The sequence below is a fragment of the Patulibacter sp. SYSU D01012 genome (genome assembly GCF_017916475.1).
Taxonomy (GTDB): domain Bacteria; phylum Actinomycetota; class Thermoleophilia; order Solirubrobacterales; family Solirubrobacteraceae; genus Patulibacter.
Genome location: NZ_JAFMTB010000001.1, coordinates 509,895 through 522,907, shown reverse-complemented (window position 1 = coordinate 522,907; position 13,013 = coordinate 509,895). Strand labels below are relative to the sequence as shown.

The following is a 13,013-nucleotide window of genomic DNA, read 5'->3' as shown; positions in this document are numbered from 1 at the left end:
CGTGCGCACGCCGGCCGAGACCGTGGGGGCCAACCTGCGCCGGCTGCGGCTCGCCCGCGGCCTGTCGCTCGTCGATCTGGGCCGCGCCGCCGGGGTGGCCAAGGGCACGCTGACCGCGCTGGAGGGCGGCCGCGGCAACCCGACGGTCGAGACGCTGCAGGCGCTGAGCCGGGCGCTCGGCGCGACGCTCGCCGACCTGGTCGGCGACGTGCCCGAGCCGGGCCCCCGCGTCGTCCGCTCGGCGGACGGCACGCCCGCCGAGGGCTGGGCGATGCCGGCCACCTTCGTCCACGCCGCGCACCTGGGCGCGTCCGTCGCCGAGCTGTACCGCGTGAGCTGGGAGCAGGGCCGGGTGCACGCGTCGCCGCCGCAGCCGCCGGGGACGATGGAGCAGGTGTACGTCCTGGCGGGCACCGTCGACGTGGGGCCCGAGGACGCGCCCGTCCGCCTGGGCGCCGGCGACTTCGCCCGGCTGGACGGCCGCGGCCCGCACCGCTACGCCGCGGTCGGCGGCCCCGCCCGCGGGCTGATCACGCTGCTCTTCCCCGCGCTGCCCGCGGGCCTGCCCCCGCGGGCGCCGCAGAGCGCTGCCCCGCACCGGCCGCCGCTGCCGCCGCGCCCGGGACGCCCGACGCCGCCGCAGGTGCCGGTGCGCGGCGTGCGGCCCGGGATGCGGCCGCCGGCGGGCCGGACGCCCCCGGGCCGCGGGTAGGCGCGGGAGGGCCAGGCGCCGGCGTGCGCCGCGCGCCGGGGCCGCCCGCGTGGCGGGCGACGCCCACGGCGCGACCGCCGGGGCCCCGCGTCGCCGCCGACCGCTACGGCTCGCGTCGCCGCGCCCGGCGCGCGGCCGCCAGCCGGTCCAGCAGCGTCCGCTCGTGCGGGGCGGGCCGCAGGAAGCGCGTGTCCTCGAGCCCGGCGGGCAGCAGCTCCTGCGGGCTGACGCCGCCCGGCTTGGGGTGCGGGTAGTCGTACGCCCCCGGATCCGCGCCGTCGCTGATCTTGCCGCGCAGGTACGGCGGCGGGGCGCTCACGCCGTGCTCCTCGATGTGCGCGAGCGCGTCGTTGATCGCGCGGTACGCGGCGTTGCTCTTCGGCGCCAGCGCCAGGCGGATCGTGGCGTGGGAGAGCGCGATGCGGCACTCCGGCATCCCGATCCGGTCGACGACCTCGGCGGCGGCGATCGCGATCGGGAGCGCCTGCGGGTCGGCCAGGCCGACGTCCTCGCTGGCGGAGACGACCAGGCGGCGGGCGACGGTCCGCGGGTCCTCGCCGGCGGCGAGCATGCCGGCCAGGTAGTACACGGCGGCGTCCGGGTCGCTGCCGCGGATGCTCTTGATGTACGCCGAGAGCAGGTCGTGTGGCTGGTCGGGCCCCGCGGTGACGACCGCGCGGTCGAGCGCCGCACCGGCCTGGCGGCGGGTGATGCGGACCGGCCCGGCCGGCCGCGCGGTGGGCGCGTCGACGTCGCCGGTCATCGTCGCCGCGCCGGCGCGGGCCAGCGCCGCCGCGGCCTCGAGGGCGCCGAGCGCGGTGCGGGCGTCCCCCGCGCTGCGCGTGGCGAGCAGCTCGAGCGCGTCGTCGTCGGCGACCACCTCGGGGTCGCCGTCGGCGTCCGGATCCCGGTCGAGGGCCCGCCGCTCGATCGCCCGGCGCAGCAGCACGAGCACGTCGTCGGTGTCGAGCGCGCGCAGGCGGTAGACGCGCAGGCGGGAACGCAGGGCGGGGCTGACCGCCGCCCACGCCGGCTCCGTCGTCGCGGCGATCAGCGTGACGAGCCCCTCCTCGACCGCGGGCAGCAGCGCGTCCTGCTGCGTGCGGTTGAAGCGGTGGATCTCGTCGATGAACAGGACCGTCGGCGTGCCGGTGGCCTCGCGCCGCTGACGGGCGAGCTCGAGGGCGGCGCGCACCTCGGCCTTGCCCGCGTCGACGGCCTGCAGCCGCTCGACGGCGGCGCCCGCGGCGTCGGCGACGATCCGCGAAAGCGTCGTCTTGCCGGATCCGGGCGGGCCGTGCAGCAGCATCGCGTGCGGCATCCGCGCGTCGATGGCCGCCCGCAGCGGCCGGCCGGGGCCGAGCAGGTCCTCCTGCCCGACGACGTCCTCGACCACGCGCGGGCGCATCCGGGCGGCGAGCGGCGCGTCCGGCGGCGGGACGTCGGCGCCCGGCGCGGCGCCGCCGTCGGGATCGGGGGTGAAGAGCCGGTCCACCCGTCCCAGGATCGCAGAGGGGACCGGCGCGTCAGGTGCCGCGGGACGGCCTGCGGCCGGGGGCGCGGGACGGGCTACGGCCAGGGGCGCGGGACGCCTACGGCCAGGGGCGCCGGAGGCTCGGGGGCCGGGGCGCAGGACGACCGGGGCGCGTGACGTCAGTCCGACCCGTCAGGCGTGCCGGCCCGCCCCGTCAGGCGTCCGGCTGCTCGCCGCGCGCGGGGCGGCGGCGCCACGCGCGGACGAGGAAGAACAGCGCGACGAGGACGACGACGCCGACGGCCGGCTTCGAGATCGGCCCGACCGCGGCGCCGACGTTCTCCCACTCCGCCCCGAGCAGGTAGCCGGCGCCGATGAGCAGGAAGTTCCAAAGCGCGGACCCGATCAGCGTCCACAGCAGGTACTGGGCGCGCGGCATCTTGAACAGGCCGGCGGGCAGCGACACGACGCTGCGCACCCCGGGGATGCAGCGCGCGACGAGCACGACGATCGGCCCGCGGCGCGCGAACCACCGCTCGGCCCGGTCCAGCTGCGCCGGATCCAGGCGCGCGCGCCGTGCGAAGCGCTCGACGAAGGGCCGGCCGCCCCAGCGCGCCGCCTCGTAGAGCGCGACGGCGCCGAGCACGGAGCCGGCCGTCGCGGCGAGCAGGACGAGCGGGAACGAGAAGTCCCCGCGCTCGACGAAGTAGCCCGCCAGCGGCAGCACGGCCTCGGACGGGATCGGCGGGAAGACCGTCTCGAGGAGCATCAGCAGCGCCACGCCGGCGTAGCCGAGCTCGCGGAGCGCCTCGGTGAACGAGAGGGCGAGCGGGAAGGTCGGGGTCATGGACGCCGGCGCTGGGTCATGGCCCCGCCACCCTAGACGCCCCGGGTCCGGGTTGGCGCGTCGACGCTCACAGTGCGGGGGCGGGACGAGGGAGGGCCGGCGGCACCGCGGGCCGGCGTGCCGTGGACCTCGTGCGCGGCCGGCGGGTGGGCCGGGCGCCGCCGCGGGCCGGGGTGCCATGGACTCCGTGCGCGGCCGGCGGGGGCCGGGGGCCGCCGCGGGCCCGGGTGCCGCGGACCTCGTGCGCGGCCGGCGGGTGGGCCGGGGGCCGCCGCGGGCCCGGGTGCCGCGGACCTCGTGCGCGGCCGGCGGGTGGGCCGGGGCCCCCGCGGGCCGGGGTGCCGCGGGCCACGTGCGCGGCCGGCGGGGAGCCGCGGGCCGGGGGCCGCCGCGGGCCGAGGGCCGCGGTAGTCCGGGTGAGCCTCGGACTGTGCGCGCGCCGAGCCCGGAGGCCTCAGCGCTCCCGCCCGCCGCCCGCCGGCGACGGCGCGCCGTACCAGGAGCGGCGCCAGCCGTTCATCCGCCGGATCTCGCGCTCCTGGGCGCGCACGATGCGGCGAGCCAGCCCCTGCAGCCGCGGGTCGGTGCCCTGCTCCAGCTCGGCGCGGGCCATGCGGATCGCCCCCTGGTGGTGCGGGACCATCGCGTCGATGAACGCCCGGTCGTAGGGCCGCGCGCGCTGCAGGGCGGCCATGTCCATCGACATGCCCGTCTCGTCCGGCGTCAGGCCGAGGGTCTCGGCGTCCTCGGCCATCGCGTCGTGGTCGCCGTGGTCGTGGCCGGCACCGGCCCCACCGCCGGCGCCGGGATGGACCCGCAGCTCGCCGGCCAGGGCGCGCAGCTCGGCGATCTCGGCGCGCTGGTCGCGGACGACGTCCGCCGCCAGGGCGCGCAGCGGCGCGTGCGTCGCCCGCCGCCCCGCGTCCCGCGCCATCGCGACCGCCATCTCGTGGTGGGGGACCATCTGGCCGACGAACGCGCGGTCGACGTCGCTCACGCGCGCCGTCGACTCGGCCGTCGTGGCGCCCTGCCCGTGCTCGCCGGCGGCCTGGCCGCCGCAGCCGGCGGCGGGGACGACCAGGGCGAGGGCGAGCAGCGCGGCGGCGCGGGGCCGCGGGTGCAGGAGCGGGCGCATGCCCGAGGGCTACCCGGTGCGGGCGCGCCGCACGCGGGGGGGGGCGCGCCTCCCGCCGCGTTCCGGCTCAGGGCCGCGGGCCGGACCTCAGCCGGAGCACGATCCGCCGCCCCGCCGCGTTCCGGCTCAGGGCCGCGGGCCGGACCTCAGCCGGAGCACGATCCGCGGCCCGGCCGCGTTCCGGCTCAGGGCCGCCGGCCGGACCTCAGCCGGAACACGATCCGCCGCCCCACCGCGTTCCGGCTCGGGGCCGCGGGCCGGACCTCAGCCGGAACACGATCCGGCCGCCCGCCGCGTTCCGGCTCAGGGCCGCGGGCCGGACCTCAGCCGGAACACGATCCGGCCGCCCGCCGCGTTCCGGCTCAGGGCCGCGGGCCGGACCTCAGCCGGAGCACGATCCGCCGCCCGGCCGCGTTCCGGCTCAGGGCCGCGGGCCGGACCCCAGCCGGAACACGATCAGGCGGCCCGGCCGCGGCCCGACCCGCCACCACCGCCCGCCCCCCGCATCCCCCGTACCGGCGGACCGCGTGCGCGCGCGGAGTACCGTGGGTACAGGTCCCTCGACCCGAGAGTCGCCCGTGCCGAGCACCGCCGCCAGCCTTCCGCCGACCCCCGACACGGCCGCCCCGACGGCCGTGATGGAGCGTCCGCACGCGAGCCCGGACGGGCTGTTCGACGACCACGCCATGATCCGCCGGGTGCACCGCGAGCGCGCGGTCGTCCTCCACGGGCCCCGGGCGCTGCTGCTGCAGGCCAGCCACCCGCTCGCGTTCGCCGGGTTCTGGGGCACCACCGCCGCGAAGGAGCCGGAGAAGGCGTACCCGCGACTGCAGCGCACGGCCGAGGCGATGGCGACCGCCGTCTTCGGGTCCGAGGAGGCCGCCGAGACGATGGGCCGCCGCATCCGCGCGGTGCACGGCAAGGTCCGCGGCACGCTGCCGCACGCCGCCGGGCCGTGGCCCGCGGGCACCGAGTGGCGGGCGGACGATCCCGAGCTGCTGCTGTGGATCCTGGCGGCGCTCGTCGACTCGGCGCTCGTCGTCTTCGAGCGCTTCGTGCGGCCCCTGCGGCCCGAGGAGCGGGACGCGTTCTGGCGCGACTACCGCCGCGTCGGCGAGCTGTTCGGCCTGCGGCAGGAGGACATGCCGCAGACGATCACCCAGTTCGACGCGTACGTCGCCGAGATGCTCGCCTCCGACCGCATCGAGGTCATGCCGGAGGCGCGCGCCGCTGGCCGCCGCATCGTCCTCTCCCCGCCGGTCCCGCTGCCGTTCCGCCCCGCGCTCGAGCTGGCGAACGAGGTGACGGCGTCGCTGCTGCCGCCGAAGGTGCGCAAGGGCTTCGGCCTGCGCTGGGACCCGGCGCGCGACCTCGCCGTCAGCGCCGTCGGCACCTGGTCGCGGCTGCTGCTGCGCCCCGTGCTGCCCACGGCACTGGCCTGGACGCCGCACGGCCGTCCCGCCCCGCTGGCCTGACCCCGGCCTCGCGCCTAGAGGAGCGCGCGGAGCGCGGCCCGCAGCTCGGCCGCTCCCGCCCCGCCGAGGGCCGCCGTGAAGTCGCGCTCCACGGCGAGCGAGACGTCCTCCGCCCGGCGGAAGAGCGCCCGCCCGTCCGCCGTGGCCTCGAGGACGTTGCGGCGCCGGTCCTCGTCCGACGGGCGGCGCGCGACGGCCCCCATCCGCTCGAGCGCGTCGACGACGGCCACCATCGACGTGCGGTCGACGCCGAGCAGCGTCGCCGTCTCCTGCTGCGACCGCGCGGCGCCCCCGACGATCACGCGCAGCACGCCGAGCTCGCGGCTCGTCAGGCCCAGCGGCGCGAGCGCCTCGTCCGTCCGCCGCTCGAGCTCGAGGTGCGCGTGCTTGAGCAGGTACCCGACGACCTCGTCGTGACGCCGGACCCCGTCGCGCTGGTCGGTGCGGGGAATCGCCATTCCCCGAGCTTACCGCTACGCTGATCGTCAGCGCTACTGATCATCAGCACCAAGACGAAAGACGCGCATGATCCTCATCACCGGCGGTTCCGGCTTCATCGGCTCGCACGTCGTCCGCGCCCTCGCGGACCGCGGCGTCGCCTCCGTCCTGCTCCAGCGGCGCTCGGCCGACGTCCCGCAGCACCTGACCGACCTGCCCGTCGCGGCTGCCGCCGAGCAGGCCGACGTGGCGGACCTGGACGCGCTCCGCGCGATCGCCCGCCGGCACCCGCTCACCGGCATCGTGCACCTGGCCGGCTACCCCGCCCCGGGCGACCCCGTCGACGGCGTGACCTCGACCGAGCGCCTGACGCACGGGCTCGCGAACGTGGTCCGCGTGGCCGCCGAGCACGACCTCCGGCGGGTCACCGTCGCCAGCACGATCGGGGTCTACGGCGGCCTCCGCCACGAGGGCCCGCTCACGGAGGACCTCCCCGTCCGGCTGTCCGCCCCGCACCCGATCCCGCGCTGGAAGAAGATCACCGAGCTGCTGACCGAGCAGTTCGCGGAGGCCACGGGCGTCGAGCTCGTCAACCTGCGGATCTCCGGCACCTGGGGCCCGCGCGGCCACGACGACCCGTTCTTCGCCGCGCCCGCCCTGGTGCACGCCGCGGCCCGCCGCCGCCCGCTCGACCTCTCGGCCCTCGCCGCCCCGCCGCACCTCGGCGACGGCCTCGACCTCTGCTACGTCAAGGACACCGGCCGGGCGATCGCGCTGCTGCAGCTCACCGACGGCCTGCGGCACCGGACGTACAACGTGGCCTCGGGCCGGGTGACGACGAACGCCGAGATCGTCGACGCCCTCCGGCCGCTCGCGCCCGACGCCGACCTGACGCTGCCCGCGGGCGACGGCCACGCGATGAACCCCCTGAGCATCGACCGCCTGCGCGCGGACACCGGGTTCGCGCCCGAGTACGACACCGCGCGCGCCGCGGCCGACTACGTCGCGTGGCTCCGGGCCGGCCACGAGCGCTAGGGAGGGGCCGTGGCGGTGACCGCGGGTCACGCCTCCACTAGCCTGCGTGCCGTGTCCGTCGCCCCGCCCGCCGCCACCGAGCTGCTCCAGCGGCTGATCCGCTTCGTCACGGTCAACCCGCCCGGGAACGAGCGCGAGGCGAACGAGTTCCTCGCCGGCATCCTGCGCGACGCGGGGTTCGCCGTGACGCTCGTCGGCATGACGCCCGAGCGGCCCGCCCTCGTGGCCGAGCTACGGGCCGCCGACGAGGCGGCCGCGGCCGAGGGCCCGGTCCTGGGCCTGCTCTCGCACGTCGACACGGTGCTCGCCGACCCGTCGGAGTGGCAGCACGACCCGTGGTCGGGCGACCTGGTCGACGGCGAGATCTGGGGCCGCGGCGCGATCGACATGAAGTCGCAGACCGCCGCCGAGATCACGGCGGCGCTGCAGCTCGTCGCCGAGGGCTGGCGGCCGGCGCGCGGCGCCCTGAAGATCATCGTGGTGCCGGACGAGGAGACCGGCGGCGACGAGGGCGCCCGCTGGCTGTGCGACACGCACCCCGACCTGGCGCGCTGCGACCTGCTGCTCAACGAGGGCGGCGGCGCACCGCTGCGCTTCCGCGGCACCCTCCACTACGGGGTCGGCGTGGGCGAGAAGGGGCCCGTGCGCTTCCTGCTGCGCGCCCACGGCCGCGCCGCCCACGGCGCCACGCCGCGCCTGGGCGACAACGCGCTGGTCAAGCTCGCGCCGCTCGTGCAGCGCCTGGCGGACGCCGAGCTGCCGTTCGACCTGCACCCCGCGATCGCCGGGATGCTCGACGGCATCGGCCTGGACGGGACCGACCCGCAGGGCTCGTACGCCGCCCTGCGCGCCGAGGACCCGTCGCTCGCCGCCGCCGTCGAGCCGATGTCGCGCATCACGTTCTCGCCGAACGTGATGGTCGCCAGCGACAAGATCAACGTCATCCCCGGCACCGCCGAGCTGCGCGTCGACTGCCGCGTGCCGCCCGGCGTCACCGTCGAGCAGGCGCACGAGCGGATCCTCGCCGCGGTCGGCCCGCTGCCCGACGGCGTCGAGCTGGAGTGGGGCACCACCGTGCCCGGCAACGCGTCCCCCGCCGAGGGCCCGCTGTTCGACGCGCTCCGCGACTGGATCGCCGAGAACGCGCCCGACGCGCAGGTCGTGCCGACGTTCCTGCCCGGCTTCACGGACTCGCGCACGTGGCGCGACGTCTTCCCCGACTGCGTGGCCTACGGCTTCTTCCCGCACCGCCGCATCGAGCTGGGCGAGCAGGCGGGCCGGATGCACGCCAAGGACGAGCGGATCGACGTGGAGGACCTGGAGTTCGCCACCCGCTGCTTCCGCGACGTCACCCGCCGCATCCTGGGCTGAGCCCCCGTCGTCACCCCGCCGACCCGGCCGGGTGGCAGGATGGGCGACGTGACCGACTCGCGGATGCTGCTGCTGTGGGACTCGCCGAACATCGACATGGTGCTCGGCCAGCTCATCCTGCGGCGCAAGCCCACGGGCCGCGAGCGGCCGCGGATCGACGCGCTCGCCGAGTGGCTGCGCGAGCGCGCCGACGGGATCGGCGACCGCACCGGCGAGCGGCCCCGGATCGAGGCGTCCGTCTTCGCCAACGTCACGGAGCGGACGTTCAACGGCGTGCTCGGCTGGGCCGAGGTCGTGCGTCAGGCCGGCTTCCGCATGTTCCTCAAGCCGAAGACGCGCGACGACAGCGACGTCGACGACGACATCCTCGAGCTGCTCGCCCAGCGGCACCGCGAGGGCGGGCTGACCGAGGCGATCCTCATGTCGCACGACGGCATGGCGCTCGTCGAGGCGGCGAAGACGCTGCTCGCGGACGGCGTCGCCGTCACCGCGCTCGTCTTCCCCGAGCACGCGCACCAGCTGACGCAGGTCGACGGCATCGAGGTCTTCGACCTGGAGGACGTCCCCGGGCTGTTCGAGTCGCCGCTGCCGCGCCTGACCTTCCAGAGCCTGCCGGCCGAGGGCCGCTGGCTCGAGCCGCTCGGCGAGCTGTAGGCGGGCGCGTCAGCCCTGCGGGCCGAGGACGAGGAAGGAGCTCTGCGCCGTCGCGAGCACCTTGCCCGCGGCGTCGAGCACCTCGCCGTCCGCGAACGCCACGCGGCGGCCCGGCTTCGTCACCCGGCCGCGGACGCGCAGCTCGCCCGACGCCGCGGTGACGGGGCGCAGGTAGCTGACCTTGATCTCGATCGACGTGTAGCCGACGCCGGGCGGCAGCGTCGTGTGCACCGCGCAGCCGAGCGCCGAGTCGAGCATGGTGCAGACGTAGCCGCCGTGGACCATCCCGATCGGGTTGTAGACCGACTCGTCGGGGACGCCGACGAACGTCACCTCGCCCTCGGCCACCGCGCCGAGCCCGAAGCCCATCAGCCGGGCGATCGGCGGCGGGGGCACGGTGCCGTCCATCATCGCCCGCAGGAACGCCAGGCCGCCGAGCTCCAGGCCCTGCGCGGCCGTGGCCATCGGGTCGTCCCACGTGATCGTCTTCTCGCGGACGGTCTCCGGCGCCTGCTCGCTCATGCGGCGGGATGCTACGCCCGGTCGGAACGCGGACGGCGCCCACGTGGGGCGCCCCGCCCGGCGGCACGGCCCGTCCCGCGGCACGCGGGGCGGGGCACCGGACGACGCGCCGCTCAGCCGCAGAGCGCGCGGTCGATCACGCGCCGCGTGATGTCGTGCTTCGGCGCCGCCACCCCGGCCCGGCGCTTGGGCGAGTCGGTGTTCATCGTGACGACGACGCTGCGCCGGCCGTCGGGCGTCACGCCGTTGCGCGTCATGAAGCCCATGATGTCGCCGCCGTGGGACCAGGACGGGCCGCACGACGTGGGCACCCGCATCAGGCCCAGCCCGTAGCGGCTGCCCGGCCAGTTCTTGCGGAACGCGGCGTTCGTCGGCACGGTGCGCTGCATCTCGGCGAGCTGCGCCGGGGCCAGCAGGCGGCCGCCGACGAGGGCGCGCAGGAAGCGGTTGCCGTCGTCGACCGTGCTGATGATCTCGCCCGCCGCGCCGCCCCAGGAGACGTTCTGGCGCGTCGCGTCGATCTGCCTGCCGTAGCGGGGGTCCTCGGCCGTGGCGCCGCGGCCCGGGAAGCGCTCGTACCCGACGGCGTGCGGCGCCGGGATGTCGGGGTCGGTGCCCGGCAGCGTCGTGCCGCGCAGGCGCAGCGGCGTGACGATGCGGTCGCGCACCTCGTCCTGCCACGGGCGGCCGGTGACGGCCTCGACGATCAGCCCGGCCAGGGCGTAGTTCGTGTTCGAGTAGCTCCACGACGTGCCGGGCGCGAACGTCGGCTTCTCCTGCATCGCGAGCGCGACGGCCTCGCGGGCGGTGACGGTGTCGAAGCGGTGCGCCTCGAAGCCCTTGCGGGTGGAGATCCACGGGATCAGGGCCGTGTACTCGGGCAGCCCGCTCGTGTGCTGCAGCAGCTGGCGGACGGTGACCGCGTTGCCGTCGTTGCCGTGGCCGCGCACCAGGCCGGGCAGCCAGCGCTCGACCCGGTCGTCCAGCGACAGCCGGCCCTCGCCCACGAGCTGCAGCACGACCGTCGCGACGAACGGCTTCGTCATGCTGCCGATGCGGAACTTCGCGTTCCACGGCACCGCCCGGCGGGTGCGCAGGTCGCCGTGGCCGCTGCGCACCTTCAGCGTGCGCGTGCCGCGCTGCACGCCGACGAGGACGCCCGGGGTGCCGTAGCGGAGCAGGCCGTCGGCGTCGCGCTGCAGCGCGGTGCGCAGCCCGGACTTCGGCGGCGACGGGGCCGCGTCGGCCGCCGGAGCGGCGACGGCGGCGGCGGGCAGCGCGGCGGCGACGAGCGTCGCGAGGAGCGCCGGCCGGCGGACGGAGGGGGCGGTGATGGGCATGCCCCGAGCCTGCCGCCCGGGGTCACGCGTGTCGTCGTCCCGAAGTGCCGACCGCGCTCCATCGAAAGGAGGAGCGGCCGGCGCCGTCACCGGCCGCCCGGCGTCACCAGGCCGCTCTCGTAGGCCAGGATCACGGCCTGCACGCGGCTGCGCAGGCCCAGCTTCGCCAGCACCGCGGAGACGTGGCTCTTGACCGTCGACTCCTCGACGGTCAGGGCCCGCGCGATCTCGGCGTTGCTCGCGCCGGTCGCCAGCTGCAGCAGCACGTGGCGCTCGCGATCGCTCAGCGCATCGAGCGCGCCCCCGCGGGCGGGGTCGGGCGACACCTGGACGAACCGGGCGATCAGCCGGCGGGTGACCTCGGGATCGACCAGGCCCTTGCCGCTCGCGACCGCCCGCACCGCGTCCAGCAGCACGTCGGGCTGGGCGTCCTTGAGCAGGAAGCCCGCCGCGCCGGCGCGCAGGGCGCCGAACACGTACTCGTCCAGGTCGAAGGTCGTCACGACGAGCACGTCGACCCGCTCCTCCGCGGGGACGCCCGGGCCGGCCAGCGCGCGCGTCGCCTCGAGGCCGTCCATGCGCGGCATCCGGACGTCCATCAGCACCAGGTCGGCGCGGCGGCGGCGGGCGAGCGCCACCGCCTGCAGGCCGTCCTCGGCCTCGCCCACGACCTCGACGTCCGGCTCGGACTCCAGCAGCACGCGGAAGCCGCCGCGGACGATCGCCTGGTCGTCGGCGATCAGCACGCGGATCGGACGCTCGCCGTCCCCCGTCGGGACGCTCATGCGCGCCGCCCCGGGACCGGCAGGCGCGCCTGCACGCGCCAGCCCCCGCCCGGCGCGGGCCCGGCGTCGACCGCCCCGCCGACCTGGGCGGCGCGCTCGCGCATCCCGCGGATGCCGTGCCCGCGGCCGACGGGTCCGGGTGCGCGGCGGCCGTCGTCGCGCACCTCCACCTCGACCGCGTCGCCGGTCGTCGTCACGCGCACGTCGACGGACGCGGGGCCGGCGTGCTTGACGACGTTGCTCAGGGCCTCCTGGACGATGCGGAACGCCGACGCCTGCACGGTCGCGGGCACCGCCTCGCCGTCGCCGTCGCGACGCAGGCGGACGTCGAGGTCGCCGTCGCGCAGCCGCCCGACGAGCTCGTCCAGGTCCTCCAGGCGCGGCTGCGGGCGCAGCTCGGCCCGGTCCTCGGCGCCGCGGATCCGGCCGATCGCCTCGCGCGTCTCGCCGAGGGCCCGGGTCGCCAGCTCGTCGATCTCGCGCAGCGCCTCGCCGGCCCGCGGCGGGTCGCGGTCGAGCAGGCGCCGGCCGGCGCGGGCCTGCAGCGCGATGCCGGCCAGCGCGTGCCCGACGACGTCGTGGACCTCGCGCGCGATCCGCACGCGGTCCTGCGCCACCGCCTCGCGCGCCTCGACGGCGCGCAGGGCGTCGAGCTCGCGGTTGCGGGCGTGCAGGATGCGGAGCGTGTCGCCGACCGCCGCCGCCAGGCCGCCGAGGACGAGCGACGTCGCGAGCTGGACCGCCACGCCGGGCTCGCCGTCGAAGGCCAGGACCGTCGCGGCGCCCGCCGACGCCGCGAACAGCGCGGCCGCCACGACCGCGCCCCGGCGGTCCGTCAGGTACGCGGCGGACGTCGTCGCGAGGACGATCCCGAGCCCCGCGGCCGCCCCCGCGTAGCCCAGCACCGCGGCCGCGACGAACGCCGCCCCGGTCACGCCGACGACGCCGACGGGCGCACTGCGCCGCAGCCCGAGCGGGGCGGTGGCCAGCACCGCCAGCAGCACCGCCCAGCCGTCGGTCGGCCGCTCGACGCCGACGCCCGGCGACGGGGCGGTCGCCAGCACCGACGCCACCCCGAACGCCGTGACGACGGCGGCCAGGACGAGGTCGCCGCGCGTGGGCGCGACCCAGCTCACCGCAGGCCCCGTGAGGGACGGGGGCGGCGCGGCGCGCTGGGGTGGTCCCGGGGCACCCACGGAGCGTACGGCCGCGGCGGCCGTCCGGC

Annotated in this window: 13 protein-coding genes; 5 read left to right on the top strand and 8 right to left on the bottom strand. The window is 77.7% G+C overall.

Annotated elements, in window-relative coordinates; genetic code table 11:
• The first annotated feature begins 1 nt into the window (after window position 1).
• Window positions 2-712 (top strand): helix-turn-helix domain-containing protein, encoded by a 711-nt coding sequence (locus J3P29_RS02295; RefSeq protein WP_210491406.1) that lies wholly within the window; start codon window positions 2-4, stop codon window positions 710-712.
• 103 nt (window positions 713-815) lie between these two features.
• On the opposite strand, the gene J3P29_RS02290 is transcribed toward J3P29_RS02295, so the two are convergent.
• The 3 genes from J3P29_RS02290 to J3P29_RS02280 all read right to left on the bottom strand — a co-directional run bounded on the left by J3P29_RS02290 (window position 816) and on the right by J3P29_RS02280 (window position 4,168).
• Window positions 816-2,207 (bottom strand): replication-associated recombination protein A, encoded by a 1,392-nt coding sequence (locus J3P29_RS02290; RefSeq protein ID WP_349239748.1) that lies wholly within the window; start codon window positions 2,205-2,207, stop codon window positions 816-818.
• Window positions 2,208-2,400: 193 nt separating this feature from the next.
• Window positions 2,401-3,033: a DedA family protein gene (locus tag J3P29_RS02285; protein ID WP_210491405.1), complete on the bottom strand. Its 633-nt coding sequence runs from the start codon at window positions 3,031-3,033 to the stop codon at window positions 2,401-2,403.
• 454 nt (window positions 3,034-3,487) lie between these two features.
• Window positions 3,488-4,168 carry a DUF305 domain-containing protein gene (locus tag J3P29_RS02280; RefSeq protein ID WP_210491403.1) on the bottom strand — a complete coding sequence of 227 codons (681 nt, stop codon included), beginning with the start codon at window positions 4,166-4,168 and terminating at the stop codon, window positions 3,488-3,490.
• A 578-nt stretch (window positions 4,169-4,746) separates the two neighbouring features.
• Here J3P29_RS02280 and J3P29_RS02275 point away from each other — a divergent pair.
• Window positions 4,747-5,643, top strand: coding sequence for an oxygenase MpaB family protein (locus J3P29_RS02275; protein ID WP_210491402.1), 897 nt, complete (start codon window positions 4,747-4,749; stop codon window positions 5,641-5,643).
• A 14-nt stretch (window positions 5,644-5,657) separates the two neighbouring features.
• Here the strand turns inward: J3P29_RS02275 and J3P29_RS02270 are convergent, their stop codons facing one another.
• Window positions 5,658-6,101 (bottom strand): MarR family transcriptional regulator, encoded by a 444-nt coding sequence (locus tag J3P29_RS02270; RefSeq protein ID WP_210491401.1) that lies wholly within the window; start codon window positions 6,099-6,101, stop codon window positions 5,658-5,660.
• Window positions 6,102-6,168: 67 nt separating this feature from the next.
• On the opposite strand from J3P29_RS02270, the gene J3P29_RS02265 reads away from it, so the two are divergent.
• Genes J3P29_RS02265 through J3P29_RS02255 form a run of 3 tightly spaced genes read left to right on the top strand, consistent with a single transcriptional unit; the run spans window position 6,169 to window position 9,141 of the window.
• Window positions 6,169-7,116, top strand: coding sequence for an NAD(P)-dependent oxidoreductase (locus tag J3P29_RS02265; protein ID WP_210491400.1), 948 nt, complete (start codon window positions 6,169-6,171; stop codon window positions 7,114-7,116).
• A gap of 51 nt (window positions 7,117-7,167) precedes the next feature.
• Complete coding sequence (locus J3P29_RS02260; RefSeq protein ID WP_210491399.1) at window positions 7,168-8,487, top strand: M20/M25/M40 family metallo-hydrolase; 1,320 nt, start codon at window positions 7,168-7,170, stop codon at window positions 8,485-8,487.
• A gap of 48 nt (window positions 8,488-8,535) precedes the next feature.
• Window positions 8,536-9,141 (top strand): hypothetical protein, encoded by a 606-nt coding sequence (locus J3P29_RS02255; RefSeq protein WP_210491395.1) that lies wholly within the window; start codon window positions 8,536-8,538, stop codon window positions 9,139-9,141.
• Between the two features lie 9 nt (window positions 9,142-9,150).
• Here J3P29_RS02255 and J3P29_RS02250 read toward each other — a convergent pair whose 3' ends face one another.
• The 4 genes from J3P29_RS02250 to J3P29_RS20585 form a co-directional block, all read right to left on the bottom strand.
• A complete protein-coding gene (locus J3P29_RS02250; protein ID WP_210491394.1) occupies window positions 9,151-9,663 on the bottom strand; it encodes a PaaI family thioesterase in 513 nt (170 codons plus the stop codon).
• A 113-nt stretch (window positions 9,664-9,776) separates the two neighbouring features.
• A complete protein-coding gene (locus J3P29_RS02245; protein ID WP_210491393.1) occupies window positions 9,777-11,003 on the bottom strand; it encodes a serine hydrolase domain-containing protein in 1,227 nt (408 codons plus the stop codon).
• An 86-nt stretch (window positions 11,004-11,089) separates the two neighbouring features.
• Window positions 11,090-11,788, bottom strand: coding sequence for a response regulator transcription factor (locus J3P29_RS02240; protein ID WP_210491392.1), 699 nt, complete (start codon window positions 11,786-11,788; stop codon window positions 11,090-11,092).
• Entirely contained in the window at window positions 11,785-12,924 is a 1,140-nt protein-coding gene (locus J3P29_RS20585) for a sensor histidine kinase (protein WP_210491391.1), read from the bottom strand. The genes J3P29_RS02240 and J3P29_RS20585 overlap by 4 nt, the downstream gene beginning before the upstream one ends.
• Window positions 12,925-13,013: the final 89 nt, after the last annotated feature.